A 21,432-nucleotide genomic window follows, 5' to 3' on the forward strand; every position below is an offset into this window, starting at 1 on the left:
GCCCCTGCCTGCCCGCCCGCCTGCCCCGGGGGAGGCGTCCCCGGGGAGAAACCCCCGGTCCGGACGCGCATCCTTGAGAAAGGCCGGGGCGGTAGCTATAAGCCCCGACCCACTACAACGCTGGACCTCCCTCCCATCCTGGGTGGGGGCAAGGCGCACTGGAGAGAAGCCATGAAGCCCGACCTGCACCCGGTCTACCCGCCCTCCCGCATCACCTGCGCGTGCGGCAACATCGTCGAGACCAAGTCCACCCGCGGCTCGTTCAGCGTGGAAGTCTGCTCGAACTGCCACCCGTTCTTCACCGGCAAGTACAAGCTGCTGGACACGGCCGGCCGCATCGACCGCTTCAAGAAGAAGTACGCGAACAACGCGCCGGCCGCCAAGAAGGGCGCCAAGGCCGCCGAGCCCGAGAAGGCGTAGTCCTTCCGCTCCACAGCATCCGCGGTAGCCCACGAGCAGGGTCGTGGAGGGCCTCGAAAGACAGAGGCGCTCCCGCCCTGCTCGCGGTGTTTCAGCTTCACGCGCTCGTCAAATTTTCACGCGCGCTTTCGGTGCTACAGCCAATTACAGGCCAGAAATTCGACGTAGCAGCCAACTGACCGCACAGTCCGCCGCGTCCCAGAGACGTCTGTCCCAAAGACGGAGGCGTGATGTTCGCGGAAGCTGCTGCCCCTGCCCTGAAGATTGTCCGACGCTCCCAGAACGACAGCGTCTTCGCGAAGCGCGGGGAGGCCTACACGCTGCTGCAGGGCGACAGCCTGGAGCTGATGGCCCAGCTGCCCGAGCAGTCCTTCGACCTCATCTTCGCGGACCCGCCGTACTTCCTCTCCAACGGCGGCACCACCTGCAAGGGCGGCAAGCGCGTCTCCGTGGCCAAGGGCCAGTGGGACGTGTCCCGCGGAGTGGAGGAGGACCACGCCTTCACCACCAGGTGGCTCGCCGCCTGCCAGCGCCTGCTGCGCCCCACCGGCACGCTGTGGGTGAGCGGCACGCAGCACGTCATCTTCAACGCCGGCTTCGCCATGCAGAAGCTGGGCTACAAGCTGCTCAACACCGTCACCTGGTACAAGCCCAACGCGAGCCCCAACCTGGCGTGCCGCTACTTCACGCACTCCACGGAGCTGCTCATCTGGGCCTCGCCGTCGTCCGGCGGCAAGCTGAAGCACGTCTTCAACTACCAGCGCATGAAGGCGGAGAACGGCGGCAAGCAGATGCGCGACGTGTGGAACCTGCCGCGCAACGGTGACGAGGAACTCACCGCCGACGGCGCCGGCCGCATGTGGACGCAGACGGCCCCTCGCGGCGAGGAGAAGGCCTTCGGCAGCCACCCCACCCAGAAGCCGGTGGCGCTGCTGGAGCGCATCCTGGAGGCGAGCTGCCCGGAGAACTCGCTCATCCTGGACCCCTTCAACGGCAGCGGCACCACCGGCGTGGCCGCCCTGAAGCACGGCCACCGCTACGTGGGCATCGACATGAACCCGGAATACCTGGCCCTGTCCAAGAAGCGCCTGGACGCGACCCTCAAGTAGAGCCCCGCCTCAAGCGCGGGTGAGGATGAGCTCCACGCCCTGCCGGGCGATGGGGTGGTACCTCGCCCCGTGCTTCTCGAACGCCGCGCGCGCCACCTTGCGGTGGTCGCGCGACGAGGCGAGCACGCTGTAGAGCGGCTTCAGGTACTTCATCCGGCCCACCTCGCCGAGGAACTCCTCGGCCCGGCCGAGCGGAGCATCGAAGCCCGCGCGCAGCGCCGCCACCAGCCACGCCACCAGCACCTCCGAGTTGCGGCTGCCCGTGAGCGAGTACTTCGCGTCCAGCTCGCGGAAGACGTCCTGGGACGTGTCCACCGGCATGGACTCCAGGAACAGCTGCCACTCGGTGGGCGTCCAGTCCTTCGTGTCCGCTTGCGAAGGCACCGTCCCGCGCAGCCTCTCCAGCGCCTCCAGCCGCGCGGAGGTGGGCCGGGGCGCGCTCTGCGGCACGCCGGGCCGGTTCAGGTACGCGTCCGCGTCCACCTTCGCCAGGGCCCCCGGAAGCTCGGCTTCCGTGAAGCGGACGAACTCCTCCGTGGTGAGCGCCTGGAAGCGGTACTTCGCCAGGTAGCGGCGCAGGAAGCCGTCGAAGGTGGGGCGGCCCACCGCGTCCTCCAGCGCGCGCAGGAGCAGGTAGCCCTTCTCGTAGGGAATCTGGGAGAAGGCCTCGTCCGGATCCACGCCGGACAGGTGCGTGCGCAGCGCGGTGAGCTGCGGGTGCGCGCGGAAGTGGTGCAGCGCTTCGTCCAGCGAACGGCGCCCCAGGGCCGCGTGCAGCGCCGCGACCTCCGGCCCCGCCAGCGCCTCCAGGATGCGGCGCTCCGCGAAGACGGTGAAGCCTTCGTTCAGCCAGAAGTGCTCCGCGGACGCGTTCGTCACCAGGTTGCCCGTCCACGAGTGCGCCAACTCGTGCGCCACCACGTTCACCAGGCTCTTGTCCCCCGCGATGAGCGTGGGCGTGAGGAACGTCAGGCGCGGGTTCTCCATGCCGCCGTAGGGGAACGACGGCGGCATCAGCAAGAGGTCGAAGCGCTCCCAGTCATACGGCCCGAAGAGCGACTCCGCGGCCTTGAGCATGTCGTCCACGCCCGCGAACTCGTCCGCCGCGTCCTCCAGCGCCTCCGGCTCCGCCCACACGCGCGAGCGCGGCCCCAGCTCCTTCGACGTGAGGCTGCCCACCGCGAACGCCAGCAGGTACGGGGGCACCGGCTGCGGCATCTCGTAGTGCTCCTCCGCCTCCACGCCGTGCTCTTCACGCGCCACGAACGACGCGGCCATCACGGACTTGAGCTGCTTGGGCACCCGCAGGGACGCGCGGTAGCGGATGCGGATGCGCGGTGTGTCCTGCAGCGGCACCACGCTGCGCGCGTGGATGGCCTGGCACTGGCTGAAGAGGAACGGCTGCTGCCCGCCCGCCGTCTGCGACGGCGTCAGCCACTGCAGCGCGCTCGCCTCCGGCGACGTCCGGTAGCGCACCGTCAGCTGCTTCACCCCCGCGGGCAGCTCAATCCGCAGGCGGCTTCCCAGGATGGGTTCAGGAGGGGAGAGGATGTAGGGCAAGGGGCGACCCTGGGCATCCACCACGCCGCGGATGTCCAGGTCGCGGGTGTCCAGGTCGAGGGGGCCGGCTGACGCCTCCTTGAGGGTCAGCGTGGCCTCCGCGTGCAGGCGCCGCGTCCGGAAATCGACGCGGGCCTTCCAGTCCAGCGTTTCGGTCTCAGGCTGCGTGCTGTCGTTGTACGAGTGCGGGTCGAGGCGAGCCATGGGGCCCGACTTGTAGTCGGGGAGCCGACCTCCTGGCGAGCACACCCGACGGCAATGCCGGTTGACTTCCGGGTCAATCGCCTACATTTGTGCAGTCCCCTACTTCCTTTTATGGGAGCCGATTTCCGATGACGACCCGGATCCGAAAAGTGGCGGTGCTTGGCGCTGGCGTGATGGGCAGCGGCATCGCCGCGCATCTGGCCAACTCCGGCGTGCGCGCCCTGTTGCTGGACATCGTTCCGCCCCAGGCCGCTCCGGGCGAGGACACCGCTTCCAAGGCGTTCCGCAACAAGTTCTCGCAGGGCGCCATCGCGAACCTGCGCAAGGCGAAGCCCAGCCCCATCGTGTCCGAGCAGGTGCTCGCCGCCATCGAAGTGGGCAACCTGGAGGACGACCTCGCGCGCCTGGGCGAGTGCGATTGGATCATCGAGGTGGTGAAGGAGGACCTGGCCGTCAAGCAGGCCCTGTTCGCCAAGGTGGAGAAGCACGCCCGCAAGGACGCCATCATCTCCTCCAACACCTCCGGCCTCTCCATCGTGGGGATGACCGAGGGCCGCGGCGCGGAGTTCAAGAAGAACTTCCTCGTCACGCACTTTTTCAACCCGGTCCGCTACATGAAGCTCCTGGAGCTGGTTGCCGGCCAGGAGACGAACCCGGAGGTCGTGAAGACCGTCCACAAGTTCGGTGAAGAGGTGCTCGGCAAGGGCATCGTCTACGGCAAGGACACCACCAACTTCATCGCGAACCGCATCGGCGTGTACGGGATGATGCGGACCATCTCCGAGATGCAGAAGACGGAGATGACCATCGAAGAGGTGGACAAGATCTTTGGCCCGGCCATGGGCCGTCCCAAGTCCGCCGTGTTCCGCACCGCGGACATCGTGGGCCTGGACACGTTCACCCACGTGGCGAAGAACTGTTACGACACGCTGACCCACGACGAAGAGCGCGACGTCTTCGCCGCCCCGGACTTCCTCCAGAAGATGGTGGAGAAGAAGATGCTGGGCGACAAGAGCGGCGGCGGCTTCTACAAGAAGGACCGCTCCTCCGGTGGCAAGGACATCCTCGCGCTGGACCTGAAGACGCTGGAGTACCGGCCGCAGGCCAAGGTGCGCTTCGACTCGCTGGGCGCCGCGAAGGACATTGAAAACGTCAAGGAGCGCGTGGCGTCCGTGATGAACGCGGACGACAAGGCCGGCAAGTTCGCCGAGCGCGTCACCCTGGACGTGCTGGCGTACTCCAGCCGCCGCATCCCGGAGATCGCGGACGACCTGGTCAACGTGGACCGCGGTGTGCGCTGGGGCTTCGGCTGGGACCTGGGGCCCTTCGAGGTCTGGGACGCCTACGGTGTCCAGAAGGGCGTGGAGCGCATGAAGGCGCTGGGCCTCAAGCCCGCCGCCTGGGTGGAGGAGATGCTGGCCAAGGGCCGCACGTCCTTCTACGGCGTGCAGGACGGCCGCGACACCTACTGGGACATCCCGTCCAAGTCCGTGAAGCCGGTGGTGGAGAACGCGCGCACGTCCCGCGTGGAGTACTTGAAGCGCGGCAACAAGAAGATCACCGGCAACGACAGCGCGTCGCTGTGGGACATGGGCGACGGCGTCACGCTCTTGGAGTTCCACTCCAAGATGAACTCCATCGACGATGACATCATCGCGATGATGAACACCGCGCTGGATGAGACGGAGAAGAACTTCAAGGGCCTCGTGATTGGCAACGACGGCTCCAACTTCTCCGCGGGCGCGAACATCATGGCCATGCTGATGGCGGCCAAGAGCGAGGACTTCGACTCCATCCGCAAGATGGCGTCCGCGTTCCAGGCGGCCAACCAGCGCATGCGCTACAGCCCCGTGCCCGTCGTGACGGCGCCCTTCAACCTCACGCTGGGCGGCGGCGCGGAGGTCACCATGGGTGGCAACGCGGTGCAGGCCAGCGCGGAGCTGTACATGGGCCTCGTGGAAGTGGGCGTGGGCCTCATCCCGGGCGGCGGCGGCACCATGATGCTGCTGCGCAACGTGTTCGGCGGCTACGCGGCGGACAAGGACTTCGACTCGCTGCCCTTCCTCAAGAAGGTGTTCCTCGCCATCGGCATGGCGAAGGTCGCGACGAGCGCGGAAGAGGCGCGCGAGATGGGCTTCCTGTCGCAGCAGGACGGCATCACGGGCAACCGCGACTTCCTCCTGTCGGACGCGAAGTCGCGCGTGCTGGGCCTGGCGAACGGCGGCTTCCGCCCGCCGCGTCCCACGCGCTTCCGGCTGCCGGGCCCCAACGGCGCGGCCACCATCGACATGATGCTGTACGACATGCAGCTCAACAATCAGATCAGCGCCCACGACCGGAAGATCGCCCAGAAGCTGGCGCGCGTGCTCTCCGGCGGTGACACCAGCCCCTCCGTGCTGGTGACCGAGGAGAAGCTGCTGGAGCTGGAGATGGAAGCGTTCCTGAGCCTCATCGGCGAGGAGAAGACCCAGGACCGCATGATGTTCATGCTCGAGAAGGGCAAGCCGCTGCGCAACTAGCGCGAGGCGTTTACCCAATGGTTTTCCAGACGCGAATTCCGAAGCACGCCCGGACGCTGTCCGGGCAGGGAGACATCTAAAATGTCCGGACGAGTCGTGATTGCCAGCGCGGTGCGCACCCCCTTCACCCGCGCCCACAAGGGAGAGTTCAAGGACACGCGGCCGGATACGCTCGCGGCCCTTGCCATCAAGGAGGCGGTCGCCCAGGTCCCCGGCTTGAAGCCGGCGGACGTGGAGGACGTCATCATGGGCTGTGCCATGCCGGAGGCGGAGCAGGGCATGAACGTGGCCCGCAACGCGAGCCTGCTCGCCGGCCTGCCGGACACCGTCCCGGGACTGACCATCAACCGCTTCTGCTCTTCGGGCGTGCAGTCCGTGGCGCAGGCGGCGCAGGGCATCAAGTCCGGCATGCTGCAGGTGGCCGTGGCCGGTGGCACCGAGTCCATGACCATGGTGCCCATGGGCGGCAACAAGGTCTCCGCCAACCCGGAGATCATGCAGAAGCTGCCGGAGGTCTACACCTCCATGGGCGCGACGGCGGAGAACATCGCCTCCCGCTACAACGTCACCCGTGAGGACGCGGACAAGTTCGCCGCCGAGTCCCAGCGCCGCGCGGCCACCGCCCGCGAGCAGGGGAAGTTCAAGGAGGAGATCTTCCCCGTCACCACCACGATGTTCGACGAGGACGGCAGCCAGAAGCAGGTGACCGTCACGGTGGACACCATCCTGCGCCCGGAGACGACGGTGGAGGGCCTGGCCAAGCTGCGCCCGGCCTTCAACGCCAAGGGCGTGGTGACGGCGGGCAACGCGTCGCCGCTGACGGACGGCGCGGCGGCCGCGGTGGTGATGAGCGAGGAGAAGGCGAAGGAGCTCAACGTCAAGCCGCTGGGCTACTTCGTGGACTACGTGGTCGCCGGCGTGCCGCCCGAAATCATGGGCGTGGGCCCGGTGCCCGCCATCCGCAAGCTCCTGGAGCGCAACAAGCTGAAGGTGGAAGACATCAGCGTGTTCGAGCTCAACGAGGCCTTCGCGGCGCAGGCGCTGCACTGCATCCGTGAGCTGGGCATCCCCCAGGACAAGGTGAACCCGAACGGCGGCGCCATCGCCCTGGGCCACCCGCTGGGCGTGTCCGGTGCGCGCATGGTGGCCACCATCCTGCGCGAGCTGAAGCGCCGGGACGGCCGCTACGGCGTGGTGAGCATGTGCATTGGCGGTGGCATGGGCGCCGCGGCGCTGGTGGAGCTGGCGAAGTAATCCGCTTCCCGTTCGCGCCCCCTGTTGGATGAAGGGGGCGCGGAGGGGATGAGTCAGGAGGCCGGGGCGTCCGGGTCGTTCACCGGGACGCCCGCCAGGCGCAGCACCCGCAGCGCGTTGGTGGTGTCCACCACCCCCTGCCGGAGCCGGTAGTCGAACACCATCTTCCCGTCCTCCAGGTGGTCGCGGAAGTGGACGTTCACCACGCGCGAGCCCGGCTCGTCCGCGAGCACCGCCAGCGACAAATCATGCGTCGTCACCGCGCCACAGGCGCCGGAGGCGAGCAGCAGCCGCAGCACCTCGCGTGAGGCAATCTGGCGCTCGCGGGTGTTGGTGCCCAGCAGGATTTCGTCCAGCAGGAAGAGCGCCTGGCCCTTCGCGGCCGCCGCCGCGTCCAGCACCATCTTCAGCCGCAGCACCTCCGCGTGGAAGTACGACACGCCGCGCTCCAGCGAGTCCTTCACGCGCATGCTGGTGAGCACCTGCACCGGGGACAGCCGGAATGACGCCGCGCACACCGGCGCGCCCGCCAGCGCCAGCACCACGTTCGCGCCCAGCGCGCGCATCAGCGTCGTCTTGCCGCTCATGTTGGAGCCGGTAATCAAGAGCGCGTGGCGCGGGCCGGGCAGGGACACGTCGTTGGGCACGGGCGCGTCCAGGAGCGGGTGTCCCAGCGCGGTGGCCTCCACGCTCGGGCCTTCGGCCTGCATCTGGGGCCAGGTGAAGGCGGGGCGGTCATGGGCCAGGCCTCCCAGGCAGCAGAGGGCCTCCAGCTCCGCCAGGCCCTCGAACCACTGACGCACGTCGCGGCCGTGGGCGGCGCGCCAGTTCTCCAGCGCGAAGAGGGCGTGGATGTCCCAGAGCGTGAGCCAGTGGACCAGGGGGTGGAACTGGTGCCGCTTGAACTCGATGAGCGAGTACAGCCGGCTGAAGCGCTGGAACAGCGCGGACACCGGCGGACCGCCCTGCGCCGTCAGGCCGGACTGGAGCTGCTTGAGGCGCGCGTGCTCGAAGGTCTGCTTCTCCACGCGCTCGAAGAGGGACGCGTAGCGCACGAAGCCGCGTTCACCGCGCTCCACGGCTTCGTCCATCTGCCGCAGCGTGCGGCGCGTGGCCACGGCGCTGCCCAGCTGCGCGAGCAGGCCCAGCCACACGAGGCTGTCCGGGATGACGCCCACCGTGCCCAGGATGAAGAGGGTGAGCGTCACCGGGGGCAGCAGGATGGCCAGGGGCCGTGACCAGCGGATGGCGTCCAGGGACGGGCCCGCCTCCGCCCACTGGATGAAGAGGGCCGGGTCCGCCTTGTCCTTCGCCACCACGCGGGCGTCCACGCAGAGGTCCTGGCGGAAGTCCACGCGCGGGGCCAGCTCGCGCGCGGCGCCCTGGCGGGTCACCACCGTCTCCGCGTTGGCGGGGGCGGACAGCCACGCGGCCAGCCGCTCCTCGCCCGCGCGCGTGGCCGACTCGTTGATGAGCTGGAAGAGGCTGCCCTGGCCAAAGACATCCAGGTCCGTGGCGTAGAGGTGGTTGGGGGAGAGGAACCGCTCCCCCGTGTCCGTGAAGGAGTGCCAGCCGCCCTCCAGCCGCGCCAGGCCGCGCTCGTTGAGGAGCACGAAGAGGCGCGCGCGCTGCTCCTTGAGGAACACCTGGTGGTGCAGCACCGCCAGCACGCCATAGACGGCGAGCGCCCCGGCCGCCGCCCACCACCAGGGCTTGGGCAGCCGGCCCATCAGCGTCAGCGCGGCCACGACGAGCGCCGCCACGAAGGCCACGGTGCGCAGGTTGGCGTACCTGGCGCTGACGCGGTCCAGCTCCGTCAGGTCCGCCTGGGCGGCTGCGCGGCGGTCGGTGTACGTGCGATGCGGGCTCTGGGACTCGGTTGGGACGGGCACGATGGCCGCGCATGCTGTGCGGCCCCCCGTCCGAGGGCAAGCGCTCAAGGCGCTCCGTCACGCTTCCGGTGCGAACCGACAACATTTCTTCCCGTTGGGAGCGCGTGGAGGCGAACGGGGACGGAGGGGGCTCCTGGGGCCAGCGCCGTCCTGGCTCCACGATGACTCAGACGTCACGCGGCGCATTCCAGATGATATGGATTTGGCGGACGTTTTCATGGCGTCGCGAGGGCTCACATTCGTGGCAATTGACTCGCTCGGGGAGCCGGGTCAAAACCCGCGGCCTATGTCTCTGTCTCTCCATGGCATGCCCCTCCGGCTCATGGGCGTTCTGCTCATGTCCGCGTCTCTCTTGTTGTCAGCCTGTGGCAATGATGAGCCGGCCGACCCGGATGGTGGTTCGTCGACGGGCCAGCAGGATGCCTCCACCGCGGACAGCGGCGCGGATTCAGGGACCGGCCCTGTCGCTGACTCCGGGACGGATGATGCGGGCTCCGACGCGGGGACCGAGGCCGACGCGGGAGCGGATGCAGGGACGGAGGCCGACGCGGGAGCAGATGCAGGGACGGAGGTCGACGCGGGGACGGAGGCAGATGCAGGGACGGATGCCGACGCGGGGACGGATGCAGGGACGGAGGCCGACGCGGGGACGGAGGCCGACGCGGGGACGGATGCGGGGACGGAGCGTTGTGGTGATGGCCTCAAGCAGGCCACGGAGGCGTGCGACGACGGCAATACGGCCGGCGGCGACGGCTGTTCGGCGACCTGCGCTGCGATTGAGCCCGGGTGGGCGTGCGAACAGGAAGGTCAGCCGTGCGTCTGGATTCCGGTGTGCGGCGATGGCCGGGTGGATGGCACCGAGTCCTGCGATGACAGCAACACGGCGAGCGGCGATGGCTGCGACAGCTCGTGCCACCTGGAGCCGGGCTACACGTGCCCGTTCGCTGGCCGGCCCTGTGTCCCGACCGTCTGTGGCGACGCCAAGGTCGAAGGCACCGAGCAATGCGACGACGGCAACAACAACCTCGGCGATGGCTGCACACCGCTGTGCACACTCGAGCCGCGCTGCTCCAACGGAGTCTGCCAGGACGCCTGTGGCGACGGCCAGTTGCTGCCGAACAGCACGGCCGAGCAGTGCGACGACGGCAACACGCGAGCGAACGACGGCTGCTCTCCGACATGCCAGCTCGAGCCGGGGTTCGCCTGCGCCGTGGTCGTTTCGCCCCCTCCGGACCCGCTGACCCTGCCCATCGTCTACCGCGACTTCCGTGGGTACGACGTGCCGGCCTCCGGTGGACTGCCGCGGGGCCACATCGACTTCGAGAACGCGAACGGCTCGGAGGTGGGCATCGTGGCCAGCACGCTGGATGCACAGGGCAAGCCTGTCTATGCGAAGGAAGGCCTCAGCTCCCTCACCACCCATGGCCGGGCGGCCTTTGATCAGTGGTTCCGGGACGTGCCGGGCGTGAACAGGCCCCTCGTCAAGAGCCTGGAGCTCCCACGTGGGTCGGGCAGCTCGTACCAGTTCGACGCCCCGGCCTTCTTCCCACTGGATGACGCGGGCTGGGTGGCCACCGGTGAGGAGCCTCGCCGTCCGGACAGCAGCAGCCCCAGCGTGCTTCGCAACTTCAGCTTCACCAGCGAGACGCGCTACTGGTTCGAATACAAGGGCAACGAGGTGCTCTCCTTCCGGGGAGATGACGATGTCTGGGTGTTCATCAACCGCCGCCTCGCGCTCGACCTGGGCGGGATCCATGGCCCCATCACTGGCAGCGTCAAGCTGTCGGACCGGGCCAGCGCGCTCGGCCTCACGCCGGGTGGCATCTACGAGCTCGTGGTGTTCCAGGCCGAGCGCCACACGACCGGTTCCTCCTACCAGCTCACGCTCAACGGCTTCTCGTATCCCTTGAGCCACACCGAATGCGCACGCCTCTGCGGCAATCACGTCGTGGATGTGGGGGAGGAGTGCGACGACGGCAACACCCAGGGGAATGACGGGTGCAGCGCCACCTGTACGCTTGAGCTGGACTGAGTCCGGGGCTCGCGGAGTTGACTCCCGGTGGGCCCCCGGGATTTGAATGCGGCACGTGAGGGACGGTCGGGCCGGCCGTGTCTCACCGAGGGGGCTTCACCCCATGTCGTTACCCAAGGTCGTGCTGGGCGGAGGGCTCCTTGTGGGGCTGCTCGCCGCGCCTCCCGCCGAGGCGCGCTTCGGCAAGCGCTCGGACTCCCACGAAGCGTCGAAACCCGTCCACGAGGCCACCGCCATCGGCTCGGACAGGGACAGCGATTCGAAGCAGGACGACGAGAACAAGAACCGTTCGTCCAAGAGCCAGCGGACGACGGTGTCCTCCACGGATGACAGCTTCGAGTTCAGCTCGAGCGCGTCCAGCGATGTCGGCGCCGCGCTCGTGGGCGCCCTCATCGAGCTGATGTTCCGCGGAATGGGGGAGGCCATCGGCAGCCTGGGCACCCACCACGGCCACGACATCAACGCTCCGGACGCGCCGCCCGAGCGCAACTCGCTGCGGCACGCCGTCCCGTTCTCCTTTCGCGCGGGGCTGCTGGTGTCACCCGTCCGGGGCGGCACGGGCCTGGATTTCGACGTCGGCTGGGACGCCCAGCGCTTCGGCGCGGACCTGCGCGTCTCCCGGTTGGCGGGCAGGGGAGAGGGCTCGACCTCCCGCGACACGCGCACCCTGGGGGAGATGCACGTGACCTACTCTCCCCTCGTCCGGGAGGAGCTCCGCCTGCGCGTGGAGGCCGGCGTCTCCACCCTGGACGCGCCCGGGGCCATCTACGTCGCCCCCAGCCTGGGCCTGTCCGTGGACGCGTGCCTGCTGGGCCCCCTGGACGTGGAGGGGCGCCTGCAGATGACGCCCGGCCCCTACCAGCAGGTGGACGCGCGCGCGGGGCTGGCGCTGCACCTGGGCGGGCTCATGCTGCGCGGCGGGGTGCGCTACCTCACCCTGGACTCCGAGGTGGCCCCGCTGGGGCTGGCCCTCGGCTTCGCCCCCGAGTTCGGCGCGGGCTTCGTGTTCTGAACGCCAGGCTCTGGAAACACCACGGGCCCGGCCGCGGATGCTCTCGCGGTCAGGCCCGTTGGACGTCACGGTCCCCTTGAAGGGACGTGGGGTCTACTTCTCCTTGGAGGCCAGCTTGCGCAGGGCCTTCTGGTCACGCACGCAGAGGATGCGGCCGACGTTGCCGAGCACGCCCTCGCGCTTCATCTCGTTGATGAGCGTGGACACGAAGGAGCGCGAGGCGCCCACCAGGTCCGCCAGGTCCTGCTGGGTAATCCCGCGCAGGTCCGTCTCACCGCCGTGCGGGCAGCGCTCGCCGTGCGCCTCCACCAGCGTGAGCAGGGTGTCCGCCAGCCGGGCCGGGACCTCCTTGAAGGTCAGGCCCAGCACGCGCTTGCGCAGCGAGCGCACGCGGTCCGCGTAGGCGCGCACCACGTCCACCGCCAGGGCCGGACGGGCCTCCAGCTGGGCGCGGAAGTCGCGGCCCTCGATGCTCCACACCTCGGCCTCGCCCGCCGCCACGGCCATCTCCTCGATGGGCGTGCCTTCCGGGCGGAACAGCTCGCCGAACAGGTCGCCCGGGCGGAGGATGGACACCACCGAGCGGGTGCTGTTCTTGCCAATGCGCATCAGGCGCACGCGGCCGGACTTCAGCAGGTACACGCGGTCCGACGTGTCGCCGGGGCGGTAGATGGTCGAGTTGTGCGGGAAGGACTCGACCTTGAAGTACCCCTTGAAGTCGATGGCCTCCTGGCCGGGGACCAGCTTGTTCGCGGTCACCATCATGCCGGACGACGTCGCCTGCAGCGGCGCCACGACGTTGGAACCGATGGGGCCGAGGGGGCGGTTGAAGCCGTGCATGGGAGTCTCCTGGAAAGACGGAAAGGGATGGGGAAGGTTGGTCGCTGCTGCTGCGGCGGACGGACCTTGCTCTTTCCAAGAGGCGTGCCATGGGCACTTGAACTATTCCCAGGGGAACAGTTCGAGGAATGCCGGGTACTTAGCGCTACACCCCGGTTCGGCCCCCCCCCACTGTGTCCGAAACCTGAAACAGAACGTTCAAACAGTCTGATCAGTTTGAACGAAACGTTAAACCGCCACACCGGTTTGTCAGGGCTGGGACAGTGTCAGGAAGCATCCTTCACCGGATAAGGGTGAACCTGTGGACCATGCCCCTGTGCGAGACCGAACTTTTGAAGCTTTCGTTCAAGCGTGGGACGGCTGATGCCCAGGATCTGACACGTGCGGCCCTTGTGGCCCTTGGTGACGGCCATGGCCCGGGCAATGAGCTGCCGTTCGGCCTCTTCCAGCGTGGGGATGAGGCTCACGTCGTCCACGGCGGGGGCGGCGAACATGCTGCTCGCGCCTCCGGGGGCGCGCTGGCCCGCGTCCAGGGGGCCTGAGGGGTTCGCCTCCAGGGCGGGCAGGTCGTCGCCCCGGAGCACGTCACCGGGCGCGAGCACCACGGCGCGGGTGAGGACGTTCTCCAGCTCGCGCACGTTGCCGCGCCAGGGCAGCAGGGTGAGGCGCTCCATCACCTCGTGGGGCACGCGGGTGACGCGCTTGTGCACCTTCTCGTTGATGCGCTCCAGCAGGTGCTTCACCAGGAGGGAGATGTCCTCGCGGCGCTCACGCAGGGGCGGGATGACGAGGGTGATGACCTTGAGGCGCTGGTAGAGGTCCTCGCGGAAGCGGCCCTGGGCCACCTCGTCCGCGAGGTGGCGGTGGGTGGCGGCGATGACGCGGGCGCGCAGCTTCACGCGCTTGACGCCGCCCACGCGCTCGAACTCGCGCTCCTGGAGCACGCGCAACAGCTTCGCCTGGAGCATCAGCGACATGTCGCCAATCTCATCCAGGAACACGGTGCCGTCCTCGGCCAGCTCGAACTTGCCGGGCTTGCCGGACACCGCTCCGGTGAACGCGCCCTTCTCGTGGCCGAACAGCTCGCTCTCCAGGAGCGTGTCCACGATGGCGGAGCAGTTGATGCCGATGAAGGGGCGGGGCTCGTCGTAGGAGTAGTTGTGGATGACGCGGGCGATGAGCTCCTTGCCGGTGCCGCTCTCGCCGTTGATCAGCACCGTGGCGGTGCTGCCCGTCACCTTGCCAATCTCCTTCACCAGCTGCTGCATGGACGGGCTGGTGCCCACGATGTCGCCCAGGCGGACGACGGCGTTCTCGCGGTGGACCTCGTCCGCGCGGCGCGACAGCTGGCGGTACTCCAGCGCGCGCTCCACGACGAGGTCCAGGGCGGCTGGATCCGGGAAGGGCTTGTGGATGTAGTCGAACGCACCGGCCTTCATGGCCCGGATGGTCGTCTCCATGTCGTGGTAGGCGGTGACGAGGATGATGCGCGCGTCGCCGCACAGCGTCTTCATCTCCTCGATGATCTCCAGGCCCGTGCGGTCCGGGAGCATCATGTCCAGGATGACCACGCTGGGCATGTTCTCCTGGGCGGCCTTGAGGCCCGCGGCGGCGCTGGTGGCCGTCACCACCTGGTAGCGCGGCTGCCCGTCGTCCTGCTCGATATCCTCGAAGTGCATCGTGAGGGTTTCGAGCAGCGACACGTCATCGTCGACGATGAGGAGGGTCTCCATGGGGTCCTCAGGCGGCGAACGTCAGCGTGAACACCATCCCCGGTTCCGCGCTCCCCTGGGCCGCCACGTCGCCCCCCACGCCCGTCATCACCCGCCGCAGGGCGGCCAGGGACAGCCCCGCGCCCCGGGCCAGCCGCGAGCCGAAGGGGTCGAACAGCGTGCCCCGGTCCTCCGGAGGCAGGGCCGCGGCGGGATCATCCAGGATGAGGCTGACGTGGCCGGGGTCCTCCTGGCGCAGCGTCACCTGGACGCGGCCCTCTTCTGGCAGGCCCATGGCCACGTTGAGCAGGACTTGAGCGAGCACGGGCCTCAACCGGTTGGGATCCACCCTCACGCGGGGCAGGTCCGCCTCTTCCTTCACCTCTACCTCGATGCGGCGCTCGGCCAGCTCCGGGGCCACCATGGCGGTCGCTTCCTGGACGACCGAGCGCAGGGCGTGGGCGTCCAGGTTCGCGACGCTCTCGCGGCCGTACTCGGAGAGCAGCCAGAGCATGCGCTCCATGGTCCGGATCTCCCGGTTGGCGATGGTGAGCCGCCGCTTGTCCCGGTCCGACAGGCCGGTGTTCCGGGCCAGCGTCTGCACCGCCATCTTCACGGAGGAGAGCGGGTTGCGGATCTCATGGCTGAGCGACGAGGACAGCTTGGAGATCTGCACCGGGGGGGCGCCCTCCAGCACGGTGCCCAGGTCGAGCACGCCCGCGGCGGCCTCCTCGCCGTCCATGCCCAGCACGAGCCGCAGGTGGATGGGGGGCGGGGTGCCGCCGGGGCCTCCCGCGGAGACGGTGACGAACTCCACCGCGCGGCGGTCCTCGCGCGCTCGCGCATCCAGTTCGCGGGCGCGCTCCTGGGGAACTCCGAGCGCGGTGTGCAGGGGCATGCCCACGAGCGCCTTGGCGTCGCGGCGCAGCACCTGGGCGCAGTCACCTTCGGCGCGTGTCACCCGGAGGTGAGGGGACCAGGCGAGCTGAGCGGCTTGCAGGAGATGGGCGTTCATTGGTGGACCTGAAACATACCGGGTAACGTCGAGCGCTGTCCTTATGACCAGCACCGCACGTCCTCCGAAGAACCTTGTGGCGGCCCTTCTGTTCCTGTCCGGGGCCACGGCGCTCGTCTACGAGCTGGTCTGGTCCAAATACCTGGGGAACGTGCTGGGCAACAGCGGCCAGGCGCACGCCGTCGTGCTGGCCACGTTCATGGGGGGCCTGGCGCTGGGGGCGTTTGTCTTCGGGCGGACAGCGGACCGGGTGAAGAACCCCCTGGCGCTCTACGGCGTGCTGGAGCTGGGCGTGGGCCTGTACGCGCTGGCGTTCCCGTACGTCCTGGGGGCGCTGGAGCACCTGTGGCTGGCCCTGGCGCCCCACGTGCCGGAGGGCCTGCGGGTGGCGCCGCGCCTGCTCGTGTCCTCGCTGTCCCTGGTGGTGCCCACGCTGCTCATGGGCGGCACGCTGCCGGCGCTGGTGCGCCACTTCGCGGCGAGCCTCGCGGGGGTGCGCAAGGAGCTGGCGCGCCTGTATGCCATCAACAGCCTGGGCGCGGCGGTGGGCGTCTACGTGGCGGGCACGCGGCTGGTGCCGCTGGTGGGCCTGTCCGCGTCCGCGAAGCTGGCCGCGGCCATCAACGTGCTGCTCGCGCTGGCGGCGCTGGCGCTGGCCCGCCGGCACCCACCGGCGGTGACGGTGGGGGCGGCGGGGTCCGCGGAGGACGTGGCCTATCCCCGGCGGGCGGTGCGGGCCGCGCTGGTGGGCGTGATGCTGTCGGGCTTCACGTCCATGCTGTACCAGGTGACGTGGATCCGCCTCCTGTCCATCGTGCTGGGGGCGTCCACGTATGCCTTCACGCTCATCCTGACGGCGTTCATCCTGGGCATCGGCCTGGGCAGCTTCTGGCTGATGACGCGAAAGGAGGGCGGGGACTCGCTGAAGCTGTATGGCTGGACGCAGGTGGGGCTGGTGTTGAGCCTCTGCGTGGCGCTGCCCCTGTACGTGCGGCTGCCGCACCTGTTCCGCTGGTCGGAGTGGATGCTCACGCGCGCGGTGGAGACGTGGCCCGTCTTCCAGGGCATCACCTTCGCGTTCTGCTGCGCGGTGCTGCTGGTGCCCACGTTCATCATGGGCGTGGCGTTCCCGGCGGCGGCGCGCGTGGCCACGGCGAAGGTGTCCGAGGTAGGGCGCCAACTGGGCGGCGTGTACCTGTGGAACACGGCGGGCACGCTCTCCGGCTCCGTGCTGGGCGGGCTGGTGCTGATGCCCTTCTGGGGCATGCAGGGCAACTTCATCGCCGGGGCGGTGGCGAACCTCCTCTCCGCGGGGCTGGCGTTCCACGCGCTGTCCGCGGCGAAGGAAGGGGAGGGCGCGAAGGCGGTGCCCGTGTGGCGGGCGCTCTTGCCGGTGGGCGCGGCGGCGGTGCTGGCGGCGGTGGTGCTGGGGAGCATGCACGGCTGGCCGCAGCGGCTGTCCAACATCGCGGCGATCCGCGCGCACCAGAAGCCGCCGGACAGCTACGCGAAGCTGGTGGAGAGCACGGAGAAGGCCATCGTCCCGCGCTTCTACGCGGACGACACCTTCGCCACGGTGATGGTGGGGGACCTGCCGAGCGAGAACCTCCGCTTCATGAAGATCAACGGGAAGACGGACGCGTCGAACGGGAGTGACATCGAGACGCAGGTGCTGGCGGGCCACCTGGGCGTGCTGCTCCACCCGCGCGACCCGAAGAACGTGCTCGTCATCGGCTCGGGCGCGGCCATCACCACGGGCAGCGTGCTGGCGCACCCGGTGGAGCGCCTGGACATGGTGGAGATCTCCCCGGCGGTCATCGACGCGGCGCGCCTGTTCAAGGAGGACAACCGCAACGCGGTGGATGATCCGCGCACGCACGTGCACATCGACGACGCGAAGACGTTCATGGCGCTGGCGCCCATCCGGTACGACCTCATCGTCAGCGTGCCGTCCAACCCCTGGGTGTCGGGCGTGTCCGGCCTCTTCACGCGCGACTTCTTCCAGCTGGTGGACAAGCACCTGACGGACGACGGCGTGATGGTGCAGTGGATCCACACCTACGAGAGCAACCGCGAATTGGTGCGGCTGGTGATCCGCACGCTGCAGGACACCTTCCCGCACGCCACGACGTGGGTGGGCCCGGAGGACCTGGTGATGGTGGCCAGCCGCAAGCCGCTGTCGTTCAACGCGGAGGCGGTGGCCGCGCGCATGGCCCGGCCGGACGTGAAGGCGGACCTGGCGCGGGTGGAGATAAATGACCTGTTCGGCCTGCTGTCCAAGCAGGTGCACACGGAGGCCGGACAGAAGGACTTCGCGGGCGAGGGGCCCATCAACACGGACGACCACAACCTCTTGGAGTACGCGTCGCCGGTGGCGTTCTTCCTGGCGAACCTGGACGTGCGCGTGAACGACGAGCGCCGGTCGCCGGAGACAGGGCCCGGGCTGCTCCTGCACGGGTACCTGCGCGACCATCCGCCCACCGCCGAGCAGGCCGCGGGGCTGTACCGCAACGTGCAGCGCTACCACGCGGACAAGGATCCGACGGTCCGGGGCGTGGCGGCGCTGTGGCGTTCGCTGGCGCCGGAGGATCCCGCGTCGGCGTTGGCGCTGGGCCGGGCCGTGCTGGCGCAGGGGGACCTGACCCTGGCGGCGTCCCTGCTGGAGCCGGAGGTGGCGCGGGGCGGCCGTTCACCGGAGTTGGTGACGGAGTACCTGAAGCTGGTGACGGCGCGGGCCTGGGCCTCACGCACGGTGTGGACGCCGATGAACGCGGACGGGGCGCTGGCGGTGGGCAGCGAGGTGGCGGCGAGCCACCCCCAGGACGCGAAGCTGCAGAAGGCGTTCAAGGCGTACTGTGAAGCCCTGCCGCCGGCCGCCTGCGGGAAGACACCGCGGACGCCCACGGCGACGCCCGGTGAGCCCTGATACAGGGGGGATGAAACCTTGAGAGGGGCCAGACCCGCGATATTCCTTGATCCGGCCCCCCATCCTCCCGATGACGGATGGAGGGGCTTGCCCCCCCGTTGTACTGTCCGTATCGACCCTGACTTCCCGCAGGGTGTGTCTCTCCACCGCTGCAACGACCCCCGGAGTTTCCCATGAACGCGATCTCGAAGGCCCCGAAGAAGCAGTTCCGCAAGAACCGTGGTCAGGGCATGACCGAGTACATCATCATCGTTGCCCTGATCGCGATCGCCGCCATCGGCGTGATCACGCTGTTCGGTGACAACATCCGCCGCCTGTTCGGCGCCTCGGCCGCCGCGCTGGCCGGTGAGGACAACGTGCAGAACGACGGCCAGCTGTCCAACGACGCCCTGAACAAGAAGACCATGAAGTCCTTCGGTCAGAACAACACCTACTGAGCCGCTTCCCGGGCTTCTTCCGGGAGATGCCGACGCCCAAGAGGTGTCGGCGGCCCGGTGAATGGCAGGTCCCTCCAACTGGAAGGGCCTGCCATTCGTGTTTCAGGGGACTGAAGCTGTCATCGTGCGCGCCATGACCGTGTCGTCACCGGAGGTTGTCGCCGGGCTGCGCCGCCGGCTCTGGGTCTACCGGATGCTGGTGGTGGGGCTGTGTGTCGCGTTGTTCGGGCTCCTCTTGGGGCTGAGGCGCGCACTGACCCCGCTGCCGCCGCCTGACGTGGAGGTGACCGACGTCCGCGAGCGGATGGCGGCCCTGGAGAAGGCGCGGCCGGGCGTCTCGGATGTCTCGGAGACGTACTTCGCGTCGGACACGTCCAGCGTGCACCTGCACCTGATGGGACGGGGCCAGACGTGCCCCCTGCATATCCACCGCGCGCCCTTCGAGGCCACCCTCATCGTCGCGGGCGAGGCGCACGTGTGGCAGGTCTGGGGTGAGGAGGGGCGCCGGATGGAGCGGCGCGGAGTGCACGGGCCGGGCTGGCTCGTGGCCTCGGCACCCTTCACGGGGCACGAGTGGCGCAACCCCGATGAGGACCGGGTGCTGGGCAACCTGGTGTTCACCGTGCCGGGCTTCGACGGGAACCTCTACGTCTCGGCGGAGGACGCGCGGCTGTTGCGCGGCACGGCGCCCTTCGCCCAGGAGCCTCGCGAGGCACTCGCCGGGCTGCGGAGTCGAGGCGTGAAGCTGGAGGAGACGCCGCTGCCGGTGCTCCAGGGGCGCATGTCACGCGTGCTGCTGGACGGTGGGGAGTGGGCGGTGAAGGCGACGCCCGGCTCGCCGGTGGTGGCCTACGTGGCGGCGGGACGGGGCATCGCGGAGGCGCCGGAGTCCCGGCCGTTGCGAGAAGGCCAGCTCTGGGTGCTGCGCCGGGATGCGCGGGTGCGCTCGGAGGAGGGCTCACCCGTGGCGCTGTATGTGTTTCACCCGCCGCCGGAAGCGGTCGCGGGGCGCTGAGGCGTTCCGGGGGCTTCGGGCGTGCGCTCCCGGGCCCAGAGGACCCAGCCGTTCGCCTTCGCCAGCTCGCGCCAGCCGCCCCGCGCCCGGAGGTGATCCAACAGCAGGTTGCCCGGGTTCTCCGTGTCCCAGACGACGTAGTCCGGATCATAGGCCTCCAGCGCCTGCTCCCAGCCGGGCTCGGACCACACGAGTCGCGCATAGGCCTGGTGGATGGCCGCGGGGAACGGATCATTCCGGCTGTCGATGTAGACCTTGTACGGGGCTCCCGCGAAGTAGGAGATGGGGCCGCCCATGATGAAGCGGTTGAGCACGCGGCCGGGGGGCTGTTGTCTCAGCGTCTGGAGCACGGGCAGGGGAATGCTGGGGTGCGTGCCCTTCTCCACGGGGCGGGGCGCGCCCGCATTCAGCGCGAACAGGCCGGCCAGCAGGACAGTGGGCCACAGCGCCAGGGACGTTCCGGTGCTCCAGGAGGCCAGGGGGCGCTCCAGCCAGGACAGGAAGCGGGGGAGGGCGGGCGCGTCGCTGGTGCGCGCGTGCTCCACCAGGGTGAGGGCGAGCAGCACGGACGCGAACGGCGCGTGGCGCTGCACCTTCAGCGCGGCGATGCCCAGCACGAGCGTGGGCAGGAGGGCCGCGGCGCGCCGCATGCGGGCCCGGCCGATGACGAAGAGGCACGCACCGAAGAGGAGGAGGTAGACCCAGCTCCAGCCCGCATCCAGGTCCAGCGGGCGCCACTCATTGATGTTCTGGGTGGAGGCGAGCAGCGAGTGCTGGAGCGGATACAGGTAGATGCGAGGGCCGTCCGGAGACAGGCCCGCGACGAGGAACATCGCGAGCGCCGCCACGAGCGCGGCCCCGCAGCGCCGGAGCGACGCGGGCGTGCGGTCATCCAGGGCCGTGCCCATCGCGGTGGACCCGAGCAGCGCCGGGCCCAAAAGCCAGCTGCCGTGCAGGTTGGCCCAGGCGAGTCCCAGGAGCGGGAAGGCCCAGAGCACCCGCGTATTTCCCTGGCGCCAGGCCTGGACGCCCAGGGCGGCGACGGCGAAGAGCAGGTGTCCCAGATGGAAGGGACGCTCCTGGATCCAGGTGGAGGCCTGGACGCCCGAAATCAATCCCAGACAGGCGAGGACGAGGAGGTGGGACGGTTGGGCATCCGCGCGCCGCAGGGCGACCCAGAGCAGGAGCACGTTGGCCGCCACGAGCGTGGCGACGAGGAGCGCGGGACCGGCGGCGCCCAGGACTTTGATGAGCAGGACGCAGAGCACGCCGAAGCCCCACTCGTGGGGCACCCAGCCCGCGGTGCCCGTGACACTGAAGGGGTCCACGGGGTTGAAGCCGTGCTCCAGCACGTAGCGGCCGCCCGCCAGGTGGAAGAACAGGTCGTAGTTGCGAAGGGGAAGAGACCCCAGCCAGAGGATGAGCCCCAGCGTGAACAGGGCCACGGGGGCGGGCAGGAGGGCGCGGAGCCGCATGGTGTTCGGG

At 69.3% G+C, this 21,432-nt stretch carries 15 protein-coding genes; 9 read left to right on the forward strand and 6 right to left on the reverse strand.

Annotation, left to right across the window (positions count from 1 at the left end; translation table 11 throughout):
• The first annotated feature begins 171 nt into the window (after positions 1-171).
• Positions 172-420 carry a 50S ribosomal protein L31 gene (rpmE, locus tag D7W82_RS26995; RefSeq protein WP_120580811.1) on the forward strand — a complete coding sequence of 83 codons (249 nt, stop codon included), beginning with the start codon at positions 172-174 and terminating at the stop codon, positions 418-420.
• A gap of 230 nt (positions 421-650) precedes the next feature.
• A complete protein-coding gene (locus D7W82_RS27000) occupies positions 651-1,529 on the forward strand; it encodes a site-specific DNA-methyltransferase (RefSeq protein ID WP_120621097.1) in 879 nt (292 codons plus the stop codon).
• 9 nt (positions 1,530-1,538) lie between these two features.
• On the opposite strand, the gene D7W82_RS27005 is transcribed toward D7W82_RS27000, so the two are convergent.
• Entirely contained in the window at positions 1,539-3,293 is a 1,755-nt protein-coding gene (locus D7W82_RS27005; RefSeq protein WP_120621098.1) for a M1 family metallopeptidase, read from the reverse strand.
• Positions 3,294-3,421: 128 nt separating this feature from the next.
• Between D7W82_RS27005 and D7W82_RS27010 the strand changes: the two genes are divergently transcribed.
• Entirely contained in the window at positions 3,422-5,812 is a 2,391-nt protein-coding gene (locus tag D7W82_RS27010) for a 3-hydroxyacyl-CoA dehydrogenase/enoyl-CoA hydratase family protein (RefSeq protein WP_120621099.1), read from the forward strand.
• Positions 5,813-5,893: 81 nt separating this feature from the next.
• Positions 5,894-7,066, forward strand: coding sequence for a thiolase family protein (locus tag D7W82_RS27015; RefSeq protein ID WP_120621100.1), 1,173 nt, complete (start codon positions 5,894-5,896; stop codon positions 7,064-7,066).
• Between the two features lie 53 nt (positions 7,067-7,119).
• Here the strand turns inward: D7W82_RS27015 and D7W82_RS27020 are convergent, their stop codons facing one another.
• Positions 7,120-8,958, reverse strand: a complete 1,839-nt coding sequence (locus tag D7W82_RS27020; protein WP_120621101.1) for a DNA mismatch repair protein MutS — start codon at positions 8,956-8,958, stop codon at positions 7,120-7,122.
• Between the two features lie 337 nt (positions 8,959-9,295).
• On the opposite strand from D7W82_RS27020, the gene D7W82_RS27025 reads away from it, so the two are divergent.
• A complete protein-coding gene (locus D7W82_RS27025) occupies positions 9,296-10,990 on the forward strand; it encodes a DUF4215 domain-containing protein (protein ID WP_120621108.1) in 1,695 nt (564 codons plus the stop codon).
• 103 nt (positions 10,991-11,093) lie between these two features.
• Positions 11,094-12,002, forward strand: a complete 909-nt coding sequence (locus tag D7W82_RS27030) for a hypothetical protein (RefSeq protein ID WP_147439556.1) — start codon at positions 11,094-11,096, stop codon at positions 12,000-12,002.
• Between the two features lie 93 nt (positions 12,003-12,095).
• Here D7W82_RS27030 and mrpC read toward each other — a convergent pair whose 3' ends face one another.
• From mrpC to D7W82_RS27045, 3 genes are all read right to left on the reverse strand, one after another.
• Positions 12,096-12,842, reverse strand: coding sequence for a Crp/Fnr family transcriptional regulator MrpC (mrpC, locus tag D7W82_RS27035; protein ID WP_014395195.1), 747 nt, complete (start codon positions 12,840-12,842; stop codon positions 12,096-12,098).
• A gap of 266 nt (positions 12,843-13,108) precedes the next feature.
• Complete coding sequence (locus D7W82_RS27040; RefSeq protein WP_120621103.1) at positions 13,109-14,575, reverse strand: sigma-54 dependent transcriptional regulator; 1,467 nt, start codon at positions 14,573-14,575, stop codon at positions 13,109-13,111.
• A 7-nt stretch (positions 14,576-14,582) separates the two neighbouring features.
• A complete protein-coding gene (locus tag D7W82_RS27045; protein ID WP_233587955.1) occupies positions 14,583-15,515 on the reverse strand; it encodes a sensor histidine kinase KdpD in 933 nt (310 codons plus the stop codon).
• Positions 15,516-15,645: 130 nt separating this feature from the next.
• On the opposite strand from D7W82_RS27045, the gene D7W82_RS27050 reads away from it, so the two are divergent.
• The 3 genes from D7W82_RS27050 (at position 15,646) to D7W82_RS27060 (ending at position 19,947) form a co-directional block, all read left to right on the forward strand.
• Positions 15,646-18,495 carry a fused MFS/spermidine synthase gene (locus D7W82_RS27050; RefSeq protein ID WP_233587956.1) on the forward strand — a complete coding sequence of 950 codons (2,850 nt, stop codon included), beginning with the start codon at positions 15,646-15,648 and terminating at the stop codon, positions 18,493-18,495.
• Positions 18,496-18,668: 173 nt separating this feature from the next.
• On the forward strand, positions 18,669-18,932 hold the full coding sequence (locus tag D7W82_RS27055; RefSeq protein ID WP_120621106.1) for a hypothetical protein: 264 nt from the start codon (positions 18,669-18,671) through the stop codon (positions 18,930-18,932).
• Between the two features lie 133 nt (positions 18,933-19,065).
• On the forward strand, positions 19,066-19,947 hold the full coding sequence (locus D7W82_RS27060; protein WP_233587958.1) for a hypothetical protein: 882 nt from the start codon (positions 19,066-19,068) through the stop codon (positions 19,945-19,947).
• Here the strand turns inward: D7W82_RS27060 and D7W82_RS27065 are convergent.
• A partial coding sequence (locus tag D7W82_RS27065; RefSeq protein WP_233587957.1) for a hypothetical protein occupies positions 19,914-21,432 on the reverse strand: 1,519 nt, incomplete at its 5' end. The genes D7W82_RS27060 and D7W82_RS27065 overlap by 34 nt on opposite strands.

Source organism: Corallococcus sp. CA049B, assembly GCF_003611685.1.
Lineage (GTDB): Bacteria > Myxococcota > Myxococcia > Myxococcales > Myxococcaceae > Corallococcus > Corallococcus coralloides.

Excerpts from the sequence above, each read along its gene's own strand:
- rpmE (WP_120580811.1), top strand. The coding sequence starts at position 172 with ATGAAGCCCGACCTGCACCCGGTCTACCCGCCCTCCCGCATCACCTGC.
- D7W82_RS27000 (WP_120621097.1), top strand. The coding sequence starts at position 651 with ATGTTCGCGGAAGCTGCTGCCCCTGCCCTGAAGATTGTCCGACGCTCC.
- mrpC (WP_014395195.1), bottom strand. The coding sequence starts at position 12,842 with ATGCACGGCTTCAACCGCCCCCTCGGCCCCATCGGTTCCAACGTCGTG.
- D7W82_RS27060 (WP_233587958.1), top strand. The coding sequence starts at position 19,066 with ATGACCGTGTCGTCACCGGAGGTTGTCGCCGGGCTGCGCCGCCGGCTC.
- D7W82_RS27030 (WP_147439556.1), top strand. The coding sequence starts at position 11,094 with ATGTCGTTACCCAAGGTCGTGCTGGGCGGAGGGCTCCTTGTGGGGCTG.
- D7W82_RS27005 (WP_120621098.1), bottom strand. The coding sequence starts at position 3,293 with ATGGCTCGCCTCGACCCGCACTCGTACAACGACAGCACGCAGCCTGAG.
- D7W82_RS27055 (WP_120621106.1), top strand. The coding sequence starts at position 18,669 with ATGAACGCGATCTCGAAGGCCCCGAAGAAGCAGTTCCGCAAGAACCGT.
- D7W82_RS27015 (WP_120621100.1), top strand. The coding sequence starts at position 5,894 with ATGTCCGGACGAGTCGTGATTGCCAGCGCGGTGCGCACCCCCTTCACC.
- D7W82_RS27010 (WP_120621099.1), top strand. The coding sequence starts at position 3,422 with ATGACGACCCGGATCCGAAAAGTGGCGGTGCTTGGCGCTGGCGTGATG.
- D7W82_RS27040 (WP_120621103.1), bottom strand. The coding sequence starts at position 14,575 with ATGGAGACCCTCCTCATCGTCGACGATGACGTGTCGCTGCTCGAAACC.
- D7W82_RS27025 (WP_120621108.1), top strand. The coding sequence starts at position 9,296 with ATGTCCGCGTCTCTCTTGTTGTCAGCCTGTGGCAATGATGAGCCGGCC.